At 63.1% G+C, this 23,838-nt stretch carries 21 protein-coding genes; 10 read left to right on the top strand and 11 right to left on the bottom strand.

What is annotated here, in order from left to right; all coding sequences use genetic code 11:
* The first annotated feature begins 145 nt into the window (after positions 1–145).
* Positions 146–1,834 carry an ABC-F family ATP-binding cassette domain-containing protein gene (locus WBR68_RS21290; protein WP_230695198.1) on the top strand — a complete coding sequence of 563 codons (1,689 nt, stop codon included), beginning with the start codon at positions 146–148 and terminating at the stop codon, positions 1,832–1,834.
* Here WBR68_RS21290 and WBR68_RS21285 read toward each other — a convergent pair.
* Positions 1,823–2,491, bottom strand: coding sequence for a methyltransferase domain-containing protein (locus tag WBR68_RS21285; RefSeq protein WP_230695197.1), 669 nt, complete (start codon positions 2,489–2,491; stop codon positions 1,823–1,825). The genes WBR68_RS21290 and WBR68_RS21285 overlap by 12 nt on opposite strands.
* Positions 2,492–2,717: 226 nt before the next feature.
* On the opposite strand from WBR68_RS21285, the gene WBR68_RS21280 reads away from it, so the two are divergent.
* From WBR68_RS21280 to WBR68_RS21250, 7 genes are all read left to right on the top strand, one after another.
* On the top strand, positions 2,718–3,230 hold the full coding sequence (locus WBR68_RS21280) for a winged helix DNA-binding protein (RefSeq protein WP_050445098.1): 513 nt from the start codon (positions 2,718–2,720) through the stop codon (positions 3,228–3,230).
* A gap of 9 nt (positions 3,231–3,239) precedes the next feature.
* Positions 3,240–5,093: an ABC transporter ATP-binding protein gene (locus WBR68_RS21275; protein ID WP_230695196.1), complete on the top strand. Its 1,854-nt coding sequence runs from the start codon at positions 3,240–3,242 to the stop codon at positions 5,091–5,093.
* Positions 5,094–5,148: 55 nt separating this feature from the next.
* Positions 5,149–6,681 carry an ABC transporter substrate-binding protein gene (locus WBR68_RS21270; RefSeq protein ID WP_230695195.1) on the top strand — a complete coding sequence of 511 codons (1,533 nt, stop codon included), beginning with the start codon at positions 5,149–5,151 and terminating at the stop codon, positions 6,679–6,681.
* 46 nt (positions 6,682–6,727) lie between these two features.
* Complete coding sequence (locus WBR68_RS21265) at positions 6,728–7,651, top strand: ABC transporter permease (RefSeq protein WP_050445093.1); 924 nt, start codon at positions 6,728–6,730, stop codon at positions 7,649–7,651.
* A gap of 5 nt (positions 7,652–7,656) precedes the next feature.
* On the top strand, positions 7,657–8,526 hold the full coding sequence (locus tag WBR68_RS21260) for an ABC transporter permease (protein ID WP_050445092.1): 870 nt from the start codon (positions 7,657–7,659) through the stop codon (positions 8,524–8,526).
* A 72-nt stretch (positions 8,527–8,598) separates the two neighbouring features.
* Entirely contained in the window at positions 8,599–10,338 is a 1,740-nt protein-coding gene (locus WBR68_RS21255) for a peptidase M14 (RefSeq protein WP_230695194.1), read from the top strand.
* A gap of 14 nt (positions 10,339–10,352) precedes the next feature.
* Positions 10,353–10,790 (top strand): acetyltransferase, encoded by a 438-nt coding sequence (locus WBR68_RS21250; protein ID WP_050445090.1) that lies wholly within the window; start codon positions 10,353–10,355, stop codon positions 10,788–10,790.
* 479 nt (positions 10,791–11,269) lie between these two features.
* Here WBR68_RS21250 and WBR68_RS21245 read toward each other — a convergent pair whose 3' ends face one another.
* The 5 genes from WBR68_RS21245 to WBR68_RS21225 all read right to left on the bottom strand — a co-directional run bounded on the left by WBR68_RS21245 (position 11,270) and on the right by WBR68_RS21225 (position 15,061).
* Positions 11,270–11,452 (bottom strand): oxidoreductase-like domain-containing protein, encoded by a 183-nt coding sequence (locus tag WBR68_RS21245; RefSeq protein ID WP_050445089.1) that lies wholly within the window; start codon positions 11,450–11,452, stop codon positions 11,270–11,272.
* 9 nt (positions 11,453–11,461) lie between these two features.
* A complete protein-coding gene (locus WBR68_RS21240) occupies positions 11,462–12,040 on the bottom strand; it encodes a GNAT family N-acetyltransferase (RefSeq protein WP_230695193.1) in 579 nt (192 codons plus the stop codon).
* Positions 12,041–12,183: 143 nt separating this feature from the next.
* On the bottom strand, positions 12,184–13,635 hold the full coding sequence (locus WBR68_RS21235) for a lytic murein transglycosylase (RefSeq protein WP_230695192.1): 1,452 nt from the start codon (positions 13,633–13,635) through the stop codon (positions 12,184–12,186).
* A 287-nt stretch (positions 13,636–13,922) separates the two neighbouring features.
* A complete protein-coding gene (locus tag WBR68_RS21230; RefSeq protein WP_050445086.1) occupies positions 13,923–14,285 on the bottom strand; it encodes a sel1 repeat family protein in 363 nt (120 codons plus the stop codon).
* A 56-nt stretch (positions 14,286–14,341) separates the two neighbouring features.
* Positions 14,342–15,061 carry a hypothetical protein gene (locus tag WBR68_RS21225; RefSeq protein ID WP_230695191.1) on the bottom strand — a complete coding sequence of 240 codons (720 nt, stop codon included), beginning with the start codon at positions 15,059–15,061 and terminating at the stop codon, positions 14,342–14,344.
* A 158-nt stretch (positions 15,062–15,219) separates the two neighbouring features.
* Between WBR68_RS21225 and WBR68_RS21220 the strand changes: the two genes are divergently transcribed.
* Together WBR68_RS21220 and WBR68_RS21215 are read left to right on the top strand one after the other, a co-directional pair.
* Positions 15,220–16,155, top strand: coding sequence for a LysR family transcriptional regulator (locus tag WBR68_RS21220; RefSeq protein WP_127185061.1), 936 nt, complete (start codon positions 15,220–15,222; stop codon positions 16,153–16,155).
* Between the two features lie 76 nt (positions 16,156–16,231).
* Positions 16,232–17,182: an adenosine deaminase gene (locus WBR68_RS21215; protein ID WP_230695190.1), complete on the top strand. Its 951-nt coding sequence runs from the start codon at positions 16,232–16,234 to the stop codon at positions 17,180–17,182.
* Between the two features lie 47 nt (positions 17,183–17,229).
* Here WBR68_RS21215 and WBR68_RS21210 read toward each other — a convergent pair whose 3' ends face one another.
* The 5 genes from WBR68_RS21210 to WBR68_RS21190 all read right to left on the bottom strand — a co-directional run.
* Complete coding sequence (locus tag WBR68_RS21210; protein ID WP_230695189.1) at positions 17,230–17,955, bottom strand: DUF6708 domain-containing protein; 726 nt, start codon at positions 17,953–17,955, stop codon at positions 17,230–17,232.
* Between the two features lie 277 nt (positions 17,956–18,232).
* Positions 18,233–18,733: a DUF6708 domain-containing protein gene (locus WBR68_RS21205; protein ID WP_127186401.1), complete on the bottom strand. Its 501-nt coding sequence runs from the start codon at positions 18,731–18,733 to the stop codon at positions 18,233–18,235.
* 299 nt (positions 18,734–19,032) lie between these two features.
* Positions 19,033–22,326: a T6SS effector BTH_I2691 family protein gene (locus WBR68_RS21200; protein ID WP_230695187.1), complete on the bottom strand. Its 3,294-nt coding sequence runs from the start codon at positions 22,324–22,326 to the stop codon at positions 19,033–19,035.
* On the bottom strand, positions 22,323–23,285 hold the full coding sequence (locus WBR68_RS21195) for a hypothetical protein (RefSeq protein ID WP_230695186.1): 963 nt from the start codon (positions 23,283–23,285) through the stop codon (positions 22,323–22,325). Before WBR68_RS21195 ends, WBR68_RS21200 begins: the two co-directional genes overlap by 4 nt.
* On the bottom strand, positions 23,282–23,838 hold a 557-nt coding region (locus WBR68_RS21190), incomplete at its 5' end, for a bacteriophage T4 gp5 trimerisation domain-containing protein (protein WP_230695185.1). The genes WBR68_RS21190 and WBR68_RS21195, both read right to left, overlap by 4 nt.

Here is a 23,838-nt window from a genome sequence, read left to right as displayed (position 1 = left end):
CCCTTAACGCGGCACCCTTAGAGCGTTGCCCCCCCTGGAGACCCCCAAGGCCATGATTCTTTAAGCCCTCCTGCTGATTCCCCTTTGCCCCGCAGCCCCCTGGCGTCCGGCGCGCAAAGCGTTTCATTATTTCGGAGAGCTATTCATGGCCCGGTCATCCAGCGCGCCGCCGCCGGCGCATTCTTCTACACAATCCGCGCCCCTCTTTCTTGCTTTGCAGCATGTCAGCCTGGCCCTGCCCGACGGCCGCATGCTGTTTGATGACCTCAGCCACGACTTCACCACCGCGCGCCATGGCGTCATCGGCCGAAATGGCGCGGGCAAGTCGCTGCTATTGCAGGTCATGTTGGGCGCGCAGCCCGCACAGTCGGGCCATGTCGTGCGCCATGGCCACCTGGCTTACGTGGCGCAGACGCTCGCCTACCCCGTCCGCGCCACCCTGGCCGACGTCGCGGGCTTAGGCCCCGTGTTCCGGGCCTTGTCCCATATCGAAGCCGGCAGTACCGATCGAGCGGACTTTGATTTGGCCGAAGGTCATTGGCGAATCCATCAGGACTGGGCGCGCATGCTTGCCGATGCCAGGCTGCCGGACTGGCCGCCCATGCATCCCGCCCGCGCGGCCAGCGGCGGCGAATTGACTCGCTTGGCGCTGGCGGGCGCCTTCCAGCAACACGCCGACGGCCTGTTGCTGGACGAGCCCACCAACCATCTGGACGCCCGTGCGCGCGATTGGCTGACCCAGAAAATCCACGCATGGCGCGGCGCGTTGATCGTCGTCAGCCACGACCGCCACCTGCTGGAGGCTATGGACAACATTGTCGAACTGGCGCGCGGCACGCTGAGCGGCCATGCTGGCAACTACAGCGCCTGGCGCGCCCAACGCGACAGGCAGAACGCAGCCGCCGACGCCGTCCTGGCGCATGCCCGTCACGAGCGCGCCGCCGGCCTGCGGGTGCTGCGACAACAGCACGATGCGCAGCAGCACCGCAGCGCGCGCAACAGCCGCAACGCCCGCGGGGCCAATCAGGCACCCGTTTTGCTTGGCGGCAAGAAGGCCAGCGCACAAGCCCACGCGGGACGTGATCGCTTGCGCCGTGAGCAAGCTGCCGCCACCTTGGAAGAGGCTGTCAGGCTGGCCGCGTCGCAAGCGCCAGCCACGGCAGGCACGGTATTGGCCTTGCCAGACACCACCGTGCCCGGTGGGCGGCGCGTCCTGCATCTGGAAGCCGCCCGGCCCCCTTGGCCGCCCCACGCGCAACCGCTGACCTTGACCCCGGACGGCCCATTCCGGCTGGCGGTCCAAGGGCCTAACGGCTGTGGAAAAAGTACCTTGCTGGCGATGCTGGCGGGCGATCTTTCCCCGCGCTCAGGCCGCTGCGATGTGCGCGTGCCCACCGCGATGCTGGGCCAAGGCGCGGACGCGTTGGCGACGAAGGCGTCGATCTTGGAAACCTTGGAAACGTGCGGCTCGACACTGTCCCAGGGCGAACTGCGCAGCCGGCTGGCGCTGCTGGGTCTGGGTCCCGCCCAGGTCCAGGCGCCCGCCACCACCCTGAGCGGCGGCGAACGCGTCAAGGGCGCGCTTGCTTGCGCGCTATGGCGCAGGCAACCCGCGCAATTGCTGCTGTTGGACGAGCCCACCAACCATCTGGACATGGCATCGGCGCAAGCGTTGGAAGATGCGCTGGCGCAATATCCCGGCGCCCTGGTGGTGGTCTCTCACGATGCGACATTCCTGGAGCGGATCAGTCCCACGCATTGCTTGGCCTGCACCGACGACGGCGCCTGGTCACTGTGGGAAGGCGGACCCACCGCGCGGCGCTTAATGCACTGAGGCGGCGTCCGCCAGTTCGGTGCGGAACGCCGGGCGATCTGAAGCCTTTGCCTTTCTGAGAAACACGAATACGTGCTGAAAGCCGTCATCAACCCGATGAACGTGGCCGTCCACACCGGCAATCGGCGGCTCGAACAATTCGAAGAACTCGCGCAACACGGGCAAGACAGGGAATGGGGCGCGATCGGGGCGGTCGTTGTACCCAATCACGAACAGCCCCCCTGGCTTCAATACCTTTTTGCATTGTTCCAGCAGGCGCCTGAAATCAGGCTCGGTGTTCACGCCGAAACCCAACAGCCCGTTCGCCACCACCACGTCAAAGACATCATCACCATAGTGATCCGCCATTTCCGTGGCGCTGCCGGTCCAATGCCTGCCAGGCTGACCATAAACCGCCTTGCGTTCCTCGATGTCAAGGGAATGGAATTCGGAATTCAAAAGGCGCGGGTAATGCCAATTGTGCTTGTCGATACCCACAAACAAGGTCTTGCTGTCGTCGGACGAGGCAGCCGCCGAATCATTCAGATAACCAAACACTGATTCTTCGAGAAAGACGCGGTTCGGCGCATGCAGCCTGAAATCGATATTGAGACGTTCCGCAAACCTTGGTGACAACTTGAACAGAGCCCGCTTTAACAAATAACCCGGATTACGCACGCCTTGTTCCCTCTCATTTCGAAGCATTCAGGGGCTTTAGCACCGACTGACCGCGTGTTCAGCCTGAATTAAAGCAGGGCACAAATAATACCATTTGTGACATAAATATCGTAATAATTCGAATTTTCGCAAATCTGACCAGGGTTATCCCGAATGCCTGCTTATCGACAAATCGTCAATAATTCGCCAACGTTTTGTCATTGAACTGTCTTCACTCCAGCCGTACATGCCTGCCTCCCCCCGGGACGCCATCGTTTCTTCCGCGCATCTGGCCACGTCCGCCCCGCAGTTATCCGAGGTGGAGTTCGGCCTGATCATCGCGTCGCACGCCTTCAATCGCTGGATGGTGCGCTGCATGGCGTGCGCCGGCCTGCCAGATCTGACCTCGCTGGACATCCTGGTGCTGAACCATGTGTTTCATCGGGGACGTGGCAAGAAACTGGCGGACATCTGCTTCACGCTGAACGTTGAAGACACCCACCTGGTGAACTATTCGCTGAAGAAACTTGAGCGGCTGGGCGTCGTGCAAAGCGCCAAGACGGGCAAGGAAGTGATCTACACCACCACCGACGCCGGCGCCGCCGCCATTGCGCGCTACGCCGAAGTGCGCGAGCAGTGCCTGGTCCAATCGTTCATCGACTCCCCTGCCGCGGACGAGGCCAGCCACCAGTTGGCCAACACCCTGCGCGCCCTCTCGGGCCTGTACGACCAAGCTGCCCGCGCCGCCACCTCGCTGTGAGAATTCACGTTGTCTAGCACTACCGCTTCTACACCCGCCCCGCTGTTGTCCGTGCGCGGCGTATCGGTTGACTTCAATACCGACAACGGCGTGTTCCGCGCTGTCGACAGCCTGGACTTCGACGTCAAGCCCGGCAGGACGCTGGCCATCGTGGGTGAGTCCGGGTCGGGCAAGTCGGTGACGTCCATGGCCATCATGCGGCTGACGGACTACTCCAACGGCCGCATCGCCACCGGCCAGATCCTGTTTCGCGACAACGATGGCCGCGAAACCGATCTGACCCAGGCCAGCGACGAGCAGATGCGCGCCATACGCGGCAACGACATCGCCATGATCTTCCAGGAACCGATGACGTCGCTGAACCCGGTGTTCACCATCGGCGACCAGATCGTGGAAGCCATCATGCTGCACCAGCAACTGTCGCGCTCTGCCGCGCGCCAGTCGGCCCGCAAGCTACTTGAAAAAGTGCGACTGCCGGACGCCGAACAATTGCTGGACCGCTATCCGCACCAGTTGTCGGGCGGCATGCGCCAGCGCGTGATGATCGCGATGGCGCTGTCATGCCAGCCGCGCCTGTTGATTGCCGACGAGCCCACCACCGCGCTGGACGTCACCATCCAGGCGCAGATTTTGAACACCATCCGCGAATTGCAGCGCGACCTGGGCACCGCCGTCATCTTCATCACGCACGACATGGGCGTGGTGGCGGAGATGGCCGACGACGTGGTCGTGATGCTGCGCGGCAAGAAGGTCGAGCAAGGTACTGTTGATGAGATCTTCAACGCGCCCAAGCACCCGTACACGCGCGCCCTGCTGGCCGCCGTGCCGCGCCTGGGCAGCCTGACAGGCCGCGACCTGCCGCTGCGCACGCCGCAAACCGTGCTGGACGGCGACACGCTGCGCGAAGTGGGCGAGACCCGCGAACAAGACACCGCCCGCTACGACGAACCCGTGCTGCGCGTGGAAAAGCTGACCACCCGTTTTGACGTCGGGCACAACCTGTTTGGCCGCGTCACGCATCGCGTGCATGCGGTGGAAGAAGTCAGCTTTGATGTCTACCCCGGTGAAACGCTGGCGCTGGTGGGCGAATCGGGCAGCGGCAAATCCACCATCGGCAAGACCTTGCAGCAACTGGTGGCGCCGACCTCGGGCGCGGTGCGCTACAACGGCCAGGACATTTTTTCGATGGACGCCGCGGGCCGCCAGCGCCTGCGCCAGGAAATCCAGTACATCTTCCAGGACCCCTACGCATCGCTGGACCCGCGCAAGACGGTGGCCTTCAGCATCGCCGAGCCCATCCGCACGCACGGCCTGTTGCATGGCGAGGACGCCATCGCCCGCCGCGTGGGTGAACTGCTTGAACAAGTGGGCCTGAAGCCCGAACACGCCAAGCGCTATCCGCATGAGTTCTCGGGCGGCCAGCGCCAGCGTGTGTGCATCGCGCGCGCCTTGGCCAGCAACCCCAAGCTGATCATTGCCGACGAATCCGTCTCCGCGCTGGACGTATCCATTCAGGCGCAGATCCTGAACCTGCTGATGGATCTGCAAAAAGACCGTGGCCTGTCGTACCTGTTCATCACGCACGACATGGCGGTGGTGGAAAAGGTGAGCCATCGCGTGGCGGTGCTGTACCTGGGCCAGATCGTGGAACTGGGCACGCGCCGGCAGATCTTCGAATCACCGCAGCATGCCTACACGCGCAAGCTGCTGGCCGCCGTGCCCGTGGCCGAACCCGGCCGCCATATCGATACGTCGCTGATCGAAGGTGAAATCCCCAGCCCGGTCCGCCGCGTCGGCGACGAACCCGCCATCATCCCGCTGATTGAATTCGCGCCCGGCCATCAAGTGGCCCGCGCGGCCTGAAGACCGCCTTTCCTTTTTCCTCGGTGTGACCCGAGTTCCCGTTCCTGGAGCGACCATGCAATTCTTCCGCACCACCTTCACCGCCACCGCCCTGACCCTGGCGTTGGGCGGCGCGCTGCCCGCCGTCTTGTCGACCGCGCATGCCGCGGGCACGCTCAGCGTGGCCATCAACCAGGACCCGGGTAGCTGGGACCCCATCGACACCTTCGTGACCTTCTGGGGTTCGGTGGGCGGCAACCTGTACGACGGCCTGACGATGCGCGGCGCCGACCTGAAGCTGCAGCCGGGCCTGGCCACCAGTTGGGAATACCTGGACGAGAACAAGCGCCTGCGCTTCAAGCTGCGTGAAGGCGTCAAGTTCCACAACGGCGAGCCCTTCAACGCTGAAGCCGTGAAGTTCACGTTTGAACGCCTGCTGGGCGCGGAAGGCGCCAAGGGCCCGCAAAAGTCCAACTACGACTCCATTGGCGAGATCAAGGTGGTGGACGAATACACCGTCGACTTCATCCTGAAGCAGCCCGACCCCGTGCTGCTGACCAAGCTGGCTGGCTACGGCGCCATGATCGTGCCGCCCAAGTACATCAAGGAAAAGGGCGAGGACTACTTCAACACGAACCCGGTCGGCACCGGCCCGTTCAAGTTTGAAAGCTATCAGCCCAAGGTCAACGTGACCCTGGCGCGCAACGACGAGTACTGGGGCGGCAAGCCCAAGCTGGACAAGGTTGTGTACCGCTTCATCAGCGAACCCGGCACGCAAGTGGCCGAGCTGCAAGCCGGCCGCATCGACATCGCCACGCTGATCCCGCTGGGCCTGATCGACACCGTGAAGAAGTCCGGCAACGCCGACGTCATCTCGACGGGCGGCCCGGTGGCCTTCGCGCTGCGCTACAACACCAAGGGCGGCATCACGCAGAACCGCGACGTGCGCCGCGCGCTGATCATGGCGGTCGACCGTGAAGCCATCGTCAAGCAGTTGCTGCTGGGCCAGGCGAAAGTCATCGCCAGCTTCCAGGGCCCGCAATCGTTCGGCTACAACCCCGAGCAAAAGCCCCTGCCGTTCAACCCCGCCGAAGCCAAGAAGCTGCTGGCCGCCGCCGGCGTGAAGCCGGGCGCCACCGTGCAGATCGACGTGCGCGGCAGCGATTCGAACTTCCGCGAAGTGGCCCAGGCCGTGTCGGGCTACCTGCAAGGCGTAGGCGTGCGCGCCACCATCAAGCCGTATGAAACCGGCGTGCTGTTGAACGACATCATCCCGGGCGGCAAGACGGGCGAAATGTGGCAGAACCAATGGGGTGGCTGGACGTATGACTACGACAACACCGCGTACCTGATGTATCACACGGGCCAGAAGTGGAACCCGTATGACAACGACGCCAAGCTGAACGCCATGCTGGAAGCGCAACGCACCGTCTATGACGTGAAGAAGCGCGAAGCCATGCTGCAAGAAATTGCCACCTACGTTGCCGACCAGGCGCTGGAAATGCCGCTGTACAGCCTGAACACGATCGTGGGCGTGAACAAGCGCGTGAAGAACCTGGAAGTTCCGGGCGACATTCGCTTCCGTTTCCTCAACGCGACCGTCGAGTAAGCATCAACCCAACGATCCGCCCCGGTGAAAACCGGGGCGGCGCCTCATGACCGGATTTCTCATCAAACGCGTGTTGCAGGCGGTCTTCGTGATCGTCGCCGTGACACTGCTGGTTTCCTACGCCGTGCGCCTGACCGGCGACCCCGCGCTGATGCTCAGCCAGGGTTCGGGCAGCGTCACCGAACAAGATCTGGCCAACATCCGCCAGGCGCTGGGGCTGAACCGCCCCTTCCACGAGCAATACCTGTCGTACATGCAGGGCCTGTTGCACGGCGATTTCGGCCGCAGCTTCATGGGTGGCACGTCGGTGTCCAAGCTGATCGGCGACGCCCTGCCCGCCACGCTGATGCTGGCGTTCACGTCGTTGATCGTATCCATCCTGATCTCGCTGCCGCTGGGCATCCAGGCCGCCATCAAGCGCGGCAAGCCCACGGACCAGGCCATCCGCATCCTGTCGCTGGTGGGGCTGTCGTTTCCCAACTTCTGGCTGGCGCTGATGCTGGTGCTGCTGCTGTCGATCACCTTCCCGCTGCTGCCGCCCTCGGGCTGGAGCGGACCGGCCAGCCTGGTGCTGCCGTCCCTGACGATGGCCATCATTCTTAGCGCCACCAACATCCGCCTGGTGCGCACCACCATGCTGGAAACGCTGTCGGCGCAATACATCATGGTGGCGCGCAGCAAGGGCCTGAAAGAGCGCGTGGTGCTGTACAAGCACGCGCTGCGCAACTGCGCGATTCCGCTCATCACGTATCTGGGCCTGCAATTCGGCGGCCTGATCGGCGGCATCGTCGTGATTGAAATGGTCTTCAACTGGCCTGGACTGGGCACGCTGGCGTTCGACGCCATTTCGGGCCGCGACTACCCGGTGCTGCAAGGCACGGTCACCGTGCTGGCCGCCGTCATCGTCCTGGTCAACCTGATCGTCGACATTGCCTACGGCATCGTCGACCCCCGTATCCGCACGCGTTGAGCCTTATGCAGACCACTTCCTCCACCGCCGCCGCGCCCAAGCCCGTCAAGCCGCGCAGCCGCTACCGTTCGCTGGAATTCGTGCTGGGCGCGATCCTGACCGGCGTCATGATCCTGTTGGTGCTGACATCCGGCTGGCTGTTCCCCGATGGCGGCGAATCCATGGACCTGGCCTCGCGCCTGATGGCGCCGTTCGCGTCGCCCGCGCACCCCTTCGGCACCGACCCCTTGGGCCGCGACGTGCTGGCCCGCGTGATCGTGGGCGGCAAGATCTCGCTGATGGTGGGCTTTGCGTCCGTCATCGGCGGCGCGCTGCTGGGCATCGTCATGGGCCTGATCGCGGGCTACTACCGTGGCTTCTGGGACATGGTCGTCATGCGCTTTGCCGACGTGCAACTGGCGCTGCCGTTCATCCTGGTGGCCATCACGTTCATCGCCATCCTGGGTGGTGGCCTGTTCAACGTGATCTTCTTCATGATCGTGTCGCAGTGGGTGCAGTACGCCCGCTTGGTACGCGCCCAGGTGCTGGCGCTGCGTGAGCGCGAATTCGTGCTGGCCGCACGCGCCTTTGGCGTGCGCGACCTGGCCATGATCCGCCATCACATCGTGCCCAACCTGCTGGGTCCGCTGGTGATCCTGATGACCTTGAACGTGGCCAACAACATTCTGCTGGAAAGCAGCCTGACCTTCCTGGGCCTGGGCGTGGACCCGATGATTCCCAGTTGGGGCGGCATGCTGGCCGATGGCCGCACCTACATGCAAACCGCGTGGTGGGTCAGCGTCTTCCCCGGTCTGGCGATCATGCTGACCGTGCTGGGCCTTAATCTGCTGGGAGATTGGTTGCGAGACCGCCTCGACCCCACTGGAAAGGTGTAAAAGATCAGATGCCCCGAAAGGGGCATTTGTCTCTTTGCCGGATGCCGCAAGAACCCCGAAGGAAACCAAAGCATGTCTTTGCTTGAAAAATCATTTGACCGCACGCTGGACGCCTGGACCCATTCCTACCTGGCGCCCGTGTGGCGCGGCGCGGTGGTGGAAGGCTGGCTGTTTGAAGGTGTTGACGCCCGCCGCGCGGCAGAGGCGCGATTGGCGCAGGCCGGCGTCACCGCGCGCTTTCGCAGCGCCTACAAGCCGTTGCTGCACTACTTCCTGGAAGACGTCGATCGCCAAGGCCTGGTGTCGGTGCTGGTGCGCTATCCGCTGCACGAACACGCGCTGGCCAAGCGCTTCACTCTTGAGGCCTACCCGCTGGTCGCGTTGCTGGAAGGCGTGCGCGTGGTAATGCAGGAAGGCGCGTCAGACCTGCACTATGACGTCACCTTGACCTACGCCGATGGCCGCAAGGTCGAGTCCCGCGTGTTCGCGCCCAACGTGCTGGGCGCGGCACAGGATGGCACGCCCGAACTGTCGCCCACCGGCTGGCTGCGCGTGCGCGATGCCGATGGGGTGGTGCAGACCGACGGCGCCCAAGCCACCGAATACCAGCAAGTGTTCCGCAGCATCGTAGACACCGTGCGCAATCACGCCTGGGGCGCGCACGAACCGTATTTCGACCGTCTGGAAATTCGGGTGGACCTGCCCGGCATGGACTTCGCGCTACCGGTGGACGAGGAAATCGTCAGCACCTTCGAAGCCCTCCACGAAGACGTGTACTTCACGCTGCTGGAACATTTTCAGCATCACTCCGGCCGGCCGTCGGGCGACCGCGGCTTGCAGCCCGGCCAGATCATTCCCGACATCCGCCGCCATGACGGCGCGGCGCGCGTGCAGATATCGCTTGAACCGTTTGCGCCGGTCGCGCCGGTTACCCCGGCGTTACCCGATGGGCCGCTGGCGCAACGCCGCGAGCCGCTGACGGCCGCCCAGATTGCGGGTTGTGTGGCGGCGTTTGGCGGCGACACCTTCCAGGCGGTGTCGCGTCAGGGGCGCCCGGTACTGGGCACGTATGTGCGCGGACCCGGGCCGGCCGTCTTCATCTCGGGCGCGCAACATGCCAATGAAACGTCCGGCATTGTCGGCGCGCTGCGCGCAGCGCAGACGCTGGCGGAACGCGGCAGCGCGCACTTTGCGCTGATCGCCGCCGAAAACCCCGACGGCTACGCGCTGTTCAACCGCCTGCGCGAACATCACCCCCGCCACATGCTGCACGCCTCGCGCTACAGCGCGCTGGGTGACGACATCGCCTACCGCGAACATGCGCCGTTCTTTGAACGCGACGCGCGTCATCAAGCCCATGCGATCAGCGGCGCGCAATTGCACATCAACCTGCACGGCTACCCCGCGCACGAGTGGACGCGGCCCCTGTCTGGTTATCTGCCACGCCATTTCGAACTATGGACCATACCGAAGGGATTCTTCCTGGTGTTGCGCCATCATCCGGGCTGGCGTGAACGCGCCCGTCGGCTGATCGAAGGCGTCACCGCGCGCTTGGCCGCCAAGGTGGCCGGGCTGGTGGAATTCAATGCCCGCCAGTTGGAGCTGTTTCACGCACATGCGCTCGAAACCGGCTTTGATGTCATGAATGGCATTCCGGTACAGATCACGGAGACGGATCGCGAAGATTTGCCACTGGCCTTGATTTCGGAGTTTCCGGATGAAACCGTCTACGGCGACCGCTTTGTCTTCGCGCATACTGTGCAAATGGAAACCGTCCTGGCCGCGACAGAGCTGTATCGATCCGGGCTGTAAACATCAACAAGAACATGAATATCCGAGAACGCAACCACGGCGACGACCTGGCTTTGGCGGACATCTGGCTCCGCTCGGTGCGCGCCACACATTCCTTCCTGACGGAAAAGGAAATACAAGCCATGTACCCGCAGGTCCTGAACACCTATCTGCCATCGGTGCGGGTGTGGGTGTGCGAGGACGTAGACGGCGAGATCGCCGGCTTCATGGGGCTGTCCGGCAACAAGGTAGAGATGCTGTTCGTGGACGCCAGCAAGCGTGGCAAAGGCGCGGGCCGCCGCCTGCTGAATTTTGCGCGCTCGCTGCACGGCACCCTGCTGGTCGACGTGAATGAACAGAATCCGCAAGCGCACGGGTTCTACAAGCACTACGGTTTCGTCGACACCGGCCGCTCGGCCCACGACGACGCCGGCCGCCCGTTTCCGATCGTGCATATGAAGCTGGCAGGTTGAGGGGCGAGTATTGGGGGAGGCTGCTTGATGGGTTTGCGCGTTGAGCGTCTGCTTTCTTTTATTTAGCCGTGCGCGCGGCACCCATCCTACGTTTCGCTGCATGCCCATTCGTAGGATGGGTGGAGCGCGAACGACTGGCCAACAGAACACGCCCGGACAACGCGCGTAACCCATCAGCCGGCGTTGGATGCTATTCAAATGCGACCATCGCGGGAGGCTGCTTGATGGGTTTGCGCGCTGAGCGTCTGATTTCTTTTATTTAGCCCTGCGCGCTACACCCATCCTACGTTTCGCTGCATGCCCATCCGTAGGATGGGTGGAGCGCGAACGACTGGCCAACAGAACACGCCCGACAACGCGCGTAACCCATCAGCCGGCGTTGAATGCTATTCAAATGCGGCCATCTCGGGAGGCTGCTTGATGGGTTTGCGCGTTGAGCGTCTGTTTTCTTTTATTTAGCCCTGCGCGCTACACCCATCCTACGAACCTTCCATTTCATGCCGTATCCGCCACGCTTTCAAGGCTTGGCGGTAATTTTCCATGGCTTCGTCGTACATGTCGTACACGCAGGGAATGCAGCCGCTGTTGCAGCATTCTTCCGGCGCGGGGCGTTCGGGAGGGACGGGCTGAGGGTCGTCGTCGGGAATCGTGGGGGTGCTCATAGCCGAATGTTAACGCCGCGGCTGCCACGCGTGGTCGTCGGCCTGCCCCTGTTGCACCCGCCATTCCGCGCGGCGGATCTCGTAGCGCACTTTCACATCGACGCCCTTGCCCGCCGCTTCTCCCACATAGCGCATACCGATCTTTTCCAGCACGCGGCGCGACGCCGTGTTGGATTGAATCGCCACGGCGCACAACACATCGACCGGCAGCAACTTGAATCCCAGCGAGATCAGCGCCACTGAAATCTCCACGGCATAACCACGGCCCCAGCATTCCGGTTCAAACGCATAGGCAAGCTCAATGGCGCCTTGCTCATCGGACACCGTGTACTTCAAACCGGCGCGTCCAACCACCGCGCCCATTTCCCGATCTTCCAGCACGTACATGCCGTAGCCGTGATCCGTCCAATGGGCTTCGTTCTGCGCCAGGTACAGCCGGCTGGCCGCCGCGTCGCGCGTGCCGCCCATCGTGGCCATGACATCGGGGTTGGCGTGCATTCGCTCGATGAACGGCAGATGCGTTTGCCCCATGCGCTGCGCGCGCAGCCGAGGCGTCAGGAATACGTCAGGAAAACCAGCGGACGACATGACATTCTTAATATTGGTGGGACGGCTCCATCATAGCGGCGCTTGGCCGCGCATGACATCCGCCGTCCCATCGTTGGTGAGTGCCGTGAACACCGCGCCGGTCAGGCGCGGATGTTGGCTCCGCCTGGGGGCACGCCGCCGCCTTACTGGGCCGGGCGCGCGCGTAACGCGTCGGGCTTGTCGGCTCGCAACGCGTCCAGAATGCGCTTGCCCACGCGCCCATCTTGCGGCAGGCCACGGCGCTCTTGTTCCGCGCGCACGGCATCGCGGGTCTTGGCGCCGGGAATGCCGTCCGCCTCGCCCACGTCGTAGCCACGTCCGTAAAGCGCCTCTTGCAATTCTTTGATCTCGGCACGCGACAGCCCCGGGTCATCCGTCGGCCAGGCTGCAATGATGCCCGGACGGCCCTGCAAGCGGTTCAGCAACAACGACACCGCCAAGCCGTAACGGCGCGACTGGTTGTAGTGCAGGATGGCGTCGAAGTTGCCCGTGGCCAGGAAGACCGGCCCCTTGGCGCCGGTGGGGGCAAACAGATAGGCTTTTTCATCGTTGCCCGACGGCAGCTTCAAGACCGAACCGTCACCCTGCTTCAACCCGGCCTGCGCCCACTGCGCAATAGTTCGGCGGTCTTGCGAGCCCACGTATTCCGCGTCGGGCTCCGGCGGAATCGCGGCAGCCACGTCAGCGGGCACGCGCACTTCCACCACGGCGGGCAGGCCGTGCGTCCACTTGGCGCGGCGCTTGCGCAGGTGGTTGGCGGTGGAGGCCAGCGCATCGGGCAGCGAGTTGTAGAGGTCGATGCGGCCATCGCCATCGCCGTCTGCCGCCAGTTCATAGAAAGACGTCGGAATGAACTGCGTCATGCCGAACGCGCCGCTCCAGGAACCCACGAAGCTATCGGCCGGCACGGTCCCGTCGCGCAACAGGCGCACCGAGGCATAGGCGTTCTTTTCCCACAAGGTCTTGTTCTCGGTGCAGGCGCGCGTCAACCAGGCGTTCAGCACGTCGGTCTTGCCGATCTGGCGACCGTAGTTGGTTTCGATGCCGAAGATGGCGACCAGCGTCGCGGGGTCTACCTGGTATTGCTGGCTGATGGCGGACAACTGCGGCCCCACCTTCTTCATCACGGCCAGGCCGTCGTTGACGCGCTCATCGTCAACGGTCTTGGCAATGTAGTCCCACCAGCTTTCACGCCCTTCCGGTTGGCCCTTGGCAGACGCCACCGTCGTGGGCAACAGCTTGGCATTGGCGGTGTACTTGTCCCAATCCGCCACGGTCAGGCCATTGGCGGTGGCGCCGTTGCGCAACTTGGCGATACACGCCTTGGTGTCCAGCTCGGTCGGGATGATGACGGTCGGGGCTGCGGGGGGTGCGGCGGGTGCGGCGGGTGCGGCAGCGGCGGCTGAGCCCGAAGGTGCGGTGGCGGGCGTTGCCGCACCCGCGGAAGGCGCAGTTGCCGGAGCCGGCGCGGCGGCCGCGGGGGTAGCTGCCGGCGCACCGGATTTTGCCGCTTCCTGCGCGGCAACCACATCGTCAAAGCTGCGCTTAGGCGTCAAGGCCGGTTGCGGCTGTACCGGCGCGGGCGTTGTCTGCACGCGCGATCCCGTGGCGGACGCGGGCGATTGCGCCTGGGCTGCGGTTGCGGTCGCAGCCGCAATGCAAGCCGCAAGCACAACACGGGAAAGGGAATCGATTCGAGGGCGTGATGAACGCTGACGCATGGTATTCCTGAATAATCGAAGTCAGCCAGGATCGTACCGCGACCGGCTGCCGAAATCGAACTCGCGGGCTCGAACCTGCAGCCGGTCGTAACGTTGCGCTACCGCTTCCTACCTAAGCAGGCGGGTCTGGTGGAAGACTCCGCCAGCGCGCTATGCCACGCCTACCGAACCGCCGCCTGCCCGCGCAGTTGCGCCAGGCGCTCGATGGAAGCCTCATGCCCCTGGGCGGCCGCCGTTTCATACCAGCGCAACGCTTCTTTCATATCCACCTGTTCCAGCATCAGGCCCTGCATGAACTGCGCCTCGGGGTTGCCGCGTTGTGCGTCGGCTAGCAAGGCTCGCAGGGCTTGGGCGTCTTCGCGTGGCGACTCGCCATAGACGTGCGCGTTGCTGCCCACCGGGTCTTCGATCAGCCCGCGCAGCGAAGGCGGTGTGTTGGCGAACTGATGGCGCCAGAACAATGCCACAAGCAGCGTGAACACAATCAGGAGCAAGGTCGAGATAAACAGGCTTTTACGTGTCATGAGTCAGAAGCTAATCGGCAAGCCGCCGCCGCGGCGTCACCTGGTGAAAAAAAATATCAGCGGCCAACCGGTGCGAACCAGTACTGCGACACGCTGCTCTCGTTGGAATACCACGGCAACATTCCAATGCTGTCCGACTCGCGTTGCACGGTTACGAGCAAGCCGCCGGCTTGCGGACGGAATATTGCCACGTGGCGCCTGACGCCCATCGATTCATGCTGACGCCAGTCGTGCCGCACGCTGACCCACAGCCGGCCTTGCGTGCAGCCCGTGTAGCGGCGAATGTCGTCGGGCAGATAGAAGCCGCCCTCGCCGGACTTGGCCGCCGGATCCTCGCCGCCATCCAGCATGGGCAAACGCGCCGCTGAGCGTGCGCCCTGCCCGTCCAGGGCCAACACGTTCCACCCCTTGCCGTCGGGCGACAACGACACCGTCGCGGCGGGCGTCGAGCGCCATTCCGGCAGGAGCGTGTCACGCATGCCGGGCAGCGCCAAGGGATACAGGAAAAAAGTACGCAGGTCTTTCAGGGCGTGGGATGGCTCGCCCGACCGCAGTTCACCCTGGGCGCGGTAGGTACCGCCCAAGTCCGGGCATTGCGCCGGGTCCGAATGCAGGACCACCGGCGTCACGCTCTTGAAAGACGGCCACTTCACCGACACCTCGTCCACGCGGGAAACGCCGCAGCCGCTTAGTGCAAGCGCCATCAGCCCGGCCCCCGCATACTGGGCAAGCCGCCGCGCGCGGGGTGTGGAAATAGTCGATAGGGATGAATGCATGTTGTGCCTTTCTTGCCGCCGCACACGCGGTCAACGCAGGGAGCGGCGCGATGGGTTCGAGGCCTCGCTTGGCGACGAACTATATCTGAATCCCACACCGCCGTTGCCAAGCGTTGCGCGGCAGAGAATAATCGGCACATCGCCATTGGCCGCTTCCCATGACACCGTTCCGAGGCAAACTCCGCATCCGGCACCTGGAAATCGTGCTGACCGTCTCTGAATTGGGCAACCTGTCCAAAGCGGCGGCGCAGTTGCACAGCACGCAATCGGGCTTGTCGCGCGCCATCGCCGAGATTGAAGAACTGGTGGGTGCGCGCCTGTTCGAGCGCACCGCCAAGGGCACGACCTGCACGCCGCTGGGCGACGCCATGTGCCGCCATGCCCGCCTGCTGCTAACCGACTTCCGCAAGGCCGAGATCGATCTGGCCGCCGTGTCGCGCGGCGACGAAGGCAGCCTGACGGTCGGCTGCTTTTCCATGTTCGCGGGCTGGCCGGTGGCTGAAGCCGCGCGTTCGTTCCGCCTGGCCTATCCCCGCATCACGCTTACCATCGAGATCGGCACACACGAGCGCTTGATCGAAGACCTGGACGCCGGTGCGGTAGACGTGCTGATCAGCCGTTTTTCGTCCACGGTCAACCCGCAGGTTTACCGGTCCACCACGTTGCTGGAAGACCCCGTCGTGCTGGGCTGCGCCCTGGATCACCCTTTGGCGAGGCTACCGAACACCACGCTGGCCGACTATGTGGCTTACCCCTGGATTACCGCGTTGCCCGGCAGCCGCATCCGTGGCGAACTGGAAATGTCGCTGCGCCAGGCCGGTTTGGCAATTCCGGATATGATCGGCGCCCTGTCCCTGGAGTTCGGCCGCGAGATGTTGCTGGACGGGCACTACCTGTGGATGCTGCCCGGCAGCGTGGCCGCCGTCCGCCAAGCGCGCGGCGAACTCATCGTGCTGCCCGCGCGCCCCGCCATCAAAAAATCGCCCTTGGCCGCGATATGGCGGCGCGACCGCCCCAGCACCCGCCAGGCGCGCGCCTTTGCGGCGCACCTGGAGCAAGCCATCCAGGCGGATCAGACCGCGCTGGCCGCGTAAAGCACACGCTTAACCTCCGCGCTGAAGCCCCAGCGCTTAATCCTCATTGATCACGCCCCTTTTTATCGGAGCACCTATGTACGACTGGCTCAACGCATTGCCCAAGGCCGAACTGCACCTGCACCTGGAGGGCTCGTTGGAACCCGAGCTGCTGTTCAAACTGGCGCAACGCAACGACGTTGCGCTGCCCTGGACCGACATCGATGCCCTGCGCGGCGCCTACAACTACGGCAACCTTCAGGAATTCCTGGACCTGTACTACATGGGCGCCAACGTCTTGCGCACCGAACAGGACTTCTACGACCTGACCTGGGCCTATCTTTTGAAGTGCCGCGAACAGAACGTGGTGCACACCGAACCCTTCTTCGACCCGCAGACGCATACCGATCGCGGCATCCCCTTCGCTGTCGTGCTGGAGGGCATCAACCAGGCGCTGGAAGACGGGCGCAAGCAACTGGGCGTCTCCAGCGGACTGATCCTGAGCTTTCTGCGCCACCTGCCCGAAGAACAAGCGATGCGTACGCTGGATGAAGCCCTGCCCTATCGCGACGCCTTTGTCGCCGTCGGCCTGGACAGCAGTGAAATGGGCTTTCCGCCGCGTCTGTTCCAGCGCGTCTTCGACCGCGCCCGCGCCGAAGGCCTGCCCGCCGTGGCGCACGCGGGCGAGGAAGGCCCGCCCGAATACATCTGGGAAGCACTGGACCTGCTGAAGGTGCTGCGCATTGACCACGGCGTGCGCGCCGCCGAAGACCCGAACCTGATCGCGCGCCTGATCGACGAACAGATCCCCCTGACCGTCTGTCCGCTATCCAACACGCGCCTGCGCGTGTTCGAACACATGCGCGATCACAACATCCTGAAGCTGTTGGACGCGGGCGTGAAAGTCACCGTGAATTCCGACGACCCGGCCTACTTTGGCGGCTATGTAAACGAGAACTTCCATGCGTTGTACGAGCATCTGGGCATGACGCAGGAACAGGCCAAGGCGCTGGCGGACAATAGCTTGGACGCGCGGATCGTGAAGTAAGGAGGTGGGGGTGCGGTGGAGGTCAGGTTGACGCCTTACACCACCCATCACGGCGCACTCCGAGATTCGGCATCCATCGCCTCTGGCCATTCAACCCTTGGCGCCCAACGCAGCGCCAGGTTGTATGCCGGCACGTCATTCGCGTCACGCGGTTCGATGTCGCACGTTGGCAAGGCTTCCGGGCCTTGCTGCATGTAGGTGCAGACGTAGGCCCAGAGATTGTCCAGGTCTTGGTTGTAGGTGCTGAGGTGGAAACGTTCGATGACGTCGTTGGTGCCGGGTTTGACGATGGCGAGTGATACGCCCCACTTGATGATCAGGCTTCCACTGGATGAGGCGCCCCATTGTTCCCAGACTTCGGCTCGAACGTCGTCCCAGTCGTAGCTGGCGGTAGTGACGTACCAGCGTGAGAAGGGTTTCCACCAAACCATGTGGAAACCGTAGACGTAGATTTTTCGGCGGGCGCGGTTGAAGCGGATGGGGAGGTCTCGGGGTTGCGCGACGTCTGTCCGGTACATAAGCGCGCTGGTCCAGGCGCATAGCGCCATCATGAACAGCCCAGAAAACACCAAAAAAAAATGAGATGAACTAAAACTCGCACGGTCGGCGAACAGCACACTCAAAACGATGCCAGGAGCTTCAATGACGGCGCAATAGCCGATGAAGGCGGCAACAAAGAGCAAAATTCCGCGTATGGAGGAAGAGCGTCTGGACAGTTCCAAGTAGATGTCGTCAATGTGATTCGGCCCATCCTCTTTTACGTTTGGCGTCACAAGGGGAGTTTCATTCGGCCCCGGCAAGTCGCGCTGCCATCCTGGACACGAAGGAACGAGTTTGGACCGCGCCATCACGCCACCTCCGTCATTGTGACGCTGGCATATCCGGCAAGATCGTCCTTGTCACACCAATAGATGTCGGTCACCACAAGCGAACCGACGACGTCCATAGGCCCTGGCACAAGCGTTGGACGGTGATCAATCCACGCGCGTCCCGAAATACGCCTGCGGCGAGAATCTATCAGCACTGTTGGAACACGCTCGATACATCCCATCACGGCGCACTCCGAGATTCGGCATCCATCGCCTCTGGCCATTCAACCCTTGGCGCCCAACGCAGCGCCAGGTTGTATGCCGGCACGTCGTTCGCGTCACGCGGTTCGATGTCGCACGCTGGCAAGGCTTCCGGGCCTTGCTGCATGTAGGTGCAGACGTAGGCCCAGAGATTGTCCAGGTCTTGGTTGTAGGTGCTGAGGTGGAAACGTTCGAGGACTTCGTTCGTGCCGGGTTTGACGATGGCGAGTGATACGCCCCACTTGATGATCAGGCTGCCACTAGATGACGCGCCCCATTGTTCCCAGACTTCGGCTCGAACGTCGTCCCAGTCGTAGCTGGCGGTAGTGACGTACCAGCGTGAGAAGGGCTTCCACCAGACCATATGGAATCCGTAGACGTAGATTTTTCGGCGGGCGCGGTTGAAGCGGATGGGGAGGTCGCGGGGTTGAGTTATATCGGTCCGATATATAAGTACGGTGATCCATGTGCATAAGGCCATGGCCAAGAGCGCAGACGCCAGGATAAAAAGATCAATAGATTTGAAACTCGATAGTCCATCGAACAACTCGCTGAAAATCATGCGGGGCATTTCAATAAAGGCCCCGTAGCCGGTGAACGGGATAGCAAATAACAAGGCTCCGCGAATGCTAGACGAGCGCCTGGAGAGTTCCAAGTATGTGTTATCAACGTGGTTCGGCGCACTCTCTTTCAGACTTGGCATCACAGTGTGCATTTCATTAGGACCTGGCAAATCGCGCTGCCATCCAGCGCACTGCGGAGTGAGGTGAGATCGCGCCATTACGCCTCTTCCGTCATGGTGACACTGGCAAAACCCGCGAGGTCGTCCTTGTCGCACCAATAGATGATGCCAACCGTAGCGCTCTTGATTCTGTGCAATGGCTCGAGCCAAAATTTGCAAGCGAGCACTGGCGCTTCTTTCGTAGGCAACACATAGCCTTTAGGGGTCAACCCGCTAAAGCCGCGCTGAGCGGGTGCAAATACTTCGCTGTTGTGGTGGACGGCCTCAAGGACACTCTCCACCAGAACTGGAGTATGTCGTCCGACTTTATCTACCGCGAAGCACTCTACAAGAAGCCTAAATTCGTAGCGAGACACTTCCGGGTCAAAGCCGGGCAGTACGATTCGATAGCCGAGTTCCAGTCCCGCTTCCACCCCGCCCGTTGCCTGAATCTGCAATATGTCGGCCGCCAAGAGCGAATCGAAGTCCATAGTTCGCTGGGCAGAGCGAAAGCCAACGACCACTTCCATACCGATAAGCGCGGCATTCAGTTCCGAAATTGCTGCACCCATTTGATCCGCCGTTGCCCAGCGGGAGCTTTTTCCCGCCCGACCGAAATAGGAGCGACGGGCCCACATCTCCAAGGCATCCGATTCTCGTTCTTTGGCGACCTGTGCGAGCGCAAATCCTATAAGTCCAGCCAAAATGCCAATACCCAGCGGCCCCATCAATACTGCGCCGGTTGCAGTGCCATATAAACTAAACGGTGCCCCTGCTAGAGAGACGAATCCGCCAATTGCGTATGCCTTGCTTGCACCAGCATCTCCCACCGCATCCGCACGTCTCGCCGCCGCAAACCCTCCCACCCCATCCGCCACTCCCCCCAAAGCCGCAATCGCGCCACCCGCTTTTACCAACCCCTTCCCCAGCCCAATCGCCTTCGCAACCATCCCGGCCTCAGCACTCGCCACCCGGCGCATGAACGGCTGCACTGTCTCTCCCGCCACACTAAGCGCCAACCCACCCGCCTCCACACCCGCGCCCAGCATGCCGATGCCTGCCCCATACAGCGCAGCCATCGCCTCCGCGTGCTCCGCGCCTACCGCCTGGCGTGCGGAATCCAGGCTGGACCGCACACTGTCATGCAGAAAATAGAGGCTGACCAGCGATAACCCGCCATATCCCGCACCAATAGATAAGCGCTTCAAGCTGGTGAAGCCGTTCTTGGCGAACTCCCGTGCGTGCTCCGCGCTGAGTTCCAGACCGATGAGCAGTTGCGACGCAGGCGATTCCAGGTGTTTGATGCCCACTGACAGCTTGCGCACCGCGCTACCAGATATGCCGCGCGCGCTGTGTGTCACGCCGCCGATTGCCTCCTGCACGTCTTGCATCACGTTGCCAGCCACGCTCGCCGCGCCGGTCTTCAGTTCTTTTATTCGCTTGGCGATCTGTTCCGCGCTGCCTTCCATCCAGATCGTCACGTTGATCAGTATCTTGTGCAACGCGGGGTCCGGGATGCTGATCAGGCCGGAAAAGATGAAGGCGCGTACTCGGCGGCCGGTGTCTTGGTTCAGGGACGCGCCGACACGTTGAAGTTCGTCGGCGTAGATTCCTAGCAACTCGCTGACAGTCATCTGGATCACGACCTGCGTCATCTGCGCGCCACGGTACAACCATGCGCCGCCGACGTGCACGGCATCGATCGCCGCGCGGGAGCCTTCGTTCAGAAGATCGTGCAGCCGGCTGCTCGCGCCGTGCATGGCGGCCAACAGTTGATCTGCCGCGTCCGCCGCCAAGCCTTCACGCCACACGCCGATCTCTTTGCTGCTGACCACGCCTTTTACCGCGTCGAAGTATTTCTTGGCGGCGTCGTTGGCCGCGGCCCCCGCGCCCGCGCTGAACAAGGGCAGAAAGCTGGATTGCAGATCGCTGCGCTGGCCGTTCAACGCCACATAGACCGCGCTGTGCGGATCGGACAACAGCTCCTGCCATGCCTGCGACGTAGGACCCAGATTGGGGGCAACCGTCGGTGCGCCCGTTCTGCTGACAACAGGCGCTTGGACCGCGTCGGTAATACCGCCGTCCAGGCACGCGCTGACCATCAGCAAGCGCAAACGGCGTGATCGTTCGTCAAGGTCGCTGTAATCCAGATCGACTATCCGCTGCCAAGCGGCGCCGCGCACAACTTGCGCCCAGTCTTCGCCATAGGCATCGATGTTGTCCTCCAGGCGTTTGCATTCCTTGTCATAGCTCGCTTGAAAGCTGGCGCGGCCCTGGCGGCTTCGCTCGGACGGCGGGTCGGTTTCCCAATAGCGTTCCTTCAGTCGACCCATCCGCCGTGCCACCTCGTGCGCCACGCGTTCGCGGCGCTCCTGCGCGGGGTCCCAGAAACTCGGCGCCATGCCGGACGCGCTGGGTATCAAGTCCCGGATGTAGGCGGGGCTCTGCGGCATCTCGGCATCGGCCTGGGCGGCGTAAAGCTGCTCAATGCCCAGCAAACATTGCGACGTCAGATAGGCATAGCGCCTCTGCGGCTCTTCGGCCCACATCCGCTTCTGCGTGTACGCGGCCAATCGAAAGTTATTCAGTTCCTGCGCCATGCCCACCGGGTCTGGCAATATCAACCCCGGCACGCCTTGCGGCAGGCGATGCTGGCTTTCCATCATCTTCAGATAGTTGCGCATGCCCGTGGCTTGCAGGGCGCGCGAATGCCAGCCATGCACGCTGCCGAAGTCGCGCACATCCGAGCTGTACTCCGCCACGTGCGTATGTAGTGGATGCGCGTGCTCCAGTGCCAGTGCGACGCCGCCCGCCGTGGGATCTTGCCGCAGGGTAATCAGGTCGACGATCACGAAGCGCAACGGGTGGGCGGTTTTCCGCGCCTGAGCCGCTGCCGTGGCGCCAGACTTGTACGCATCCAGCACAGCGGTGGACCACGGGTCTTGCGCATACGCGATCCAGGCGGTCTTGTACTTATCCACGTCAATGCCGATGAAGGACGCCGGCAGGTCATGGGCATGCTGCACGCACCGCTCGGACAAGGGTTTGGGTGCATCCCTGCCCATCTCGTAGGGGTCGAACAGGCGTAGGTGACCGGCGTCGGTGACCTGATAGGCCTGCCAGACATTGCCGTCCAGCAGCACGTACACATAGCCGCTACGCAGCACGCGCAGCGTCTGTTGCAGGCCGGGATGGGTCAACGCGCCGTGCTTGTTCAGGGCCGGCGTCCAGGGAATGGCGGCCTCGCGCAGCAGCAAGATGGGGATGCCAGTGCGCGCGCAGGCTTTGCAACTGCCCAGCGGCAAGGGCAGCATCTCCTGGACGGTGATGCCGAGTTGGGAGCTGAGTGTCATGAGGGGGTTTCCGCCAGGTTCAGATGATGGGCGATGCGCTGCCAGGCCATGTCGCCATAGGCCGCCAGCACGGCGGCGGCGCCGCCGGGGGACGCGTGGATCAAGGCCTGGCGCAATGGCTCATAGCGCAACAGCCGCGGATGTATCGCCTCTTGATGCAGCGCCAAGACGATGATGTCGCGGTTATCCGTCAAGCCAATCTCTCGCGCCTGCCGGATCATGCGAAAGGCTTGCGCGGCGGCCTGGGGTGGCAGTGGCGTCTTGCCTTGCCAGCGCCTTGGCGCGTAGGCCAAAGGCTGTTGCAACGACCGCCGCCATGCGGCCAACAGCGTTGCGATCAGCGGCGCGTCATGTTGCGTCTGGCGGGCTAGCGTCGGCAGAATATCGGCCTGAGCGCTTGAGGCGTCCGCCGGTCCACCCGGTGCGCCATTCACGATGGCAAACGAGCCCCAACTGGTGGGCAGCATCCACGTGCGTATTGGCCAGAGCTGACGGCCCAGCGACTCCCGGGACATCGAGGCGGCCAGCAGTTCCAGCCGCAACGGCTCGAACCATGGCGACATGCCGCCCACGGCGCTGCCTGAAAATTCCATGCAGCGTGCGGCGACATGGTCGGCCAGGGCATCGGCGTCGAAGGGGCTGAGCAGCAGGCCGCAGATATAGCGTCTGCGGAGCACGACGTCGGCCAGTGCGTGTTGCGATATCTGAAGGATAAATGCCGCGGCAGGCTCCTGGCCGGGATCCGCCAGGCGAATCAACACCGGGCAGGCGCTTGGCGTGTGCGCAAGATCAGGTCGTGCCACCGTGGTCAAGGCGTCAGCGCCGAATGCCGCCGTCAGCGACGCCAGGCTAAGGGGCTGCTCTGGCGCGCAGTCGGCCAGCGGGTCCACCAGCAGATAAATGGCATCTGCCGCATGACGGCGTTCGGTGATCAGGCTGGGCATGACGGCAGCGGTCATCGCGTGCGTTCCATGCAGTCTTCTATCAGTCCCTCGACCACGTCGCCTGCCATCGACAGCGAATTGCCGCTCCCGTTCGCCTGCGCGACGGGGCCTTTGAGGTTGATGGCAAGCGCTTCCAGCGTGATGCCATCCCCATCAATCGTGATCGTGCCCCCCGGCCCTTGGATCACCACGCGTTGCGCTGCCTGCAATTCCAGCGTGACCGTCTTGCCGTCGATCCGCTCGCCGGCATGCACCTGGAAGTGGCCTTGCACCTTGTGTTCAACATGGCCGCCGGTTTCTATCCAGTGGTTCGCGGCGGTCTTGTCGCGGCGGTTGTTGCCCACGTCTTCCGTGCGGTCGCGCCCGGTGGCTATGGTGTGGTTGCGGTCGATGGTCAGGCAGTCGTCTTGCGCGATGACGTGACGCCGGTCTTGCCCGATGTTGACCTGTTCGTCGTTGCCCACCGCTTCGCTGCGGTCGTGGCCGATGGCGATGGTTTCATCGTGCTCAACCTGTTCGCTACGGTCGTTGCCAACGAAGGTGGTTTCGTTGTGGTTGACGTGGATGT

Source organism: Achromobacter sp. JD-1, assembly GCF_038594925.1.
GTDB lineage: Bacteria > Pseudomonadota > Gammaproteobacteria > Burkholderiales > Burkholderiaceae_B > Achromobacter > Achromobacter spanius_C.
This window is presented reverse-complemented; position numbering and strand designations above follow the sequence as displayed.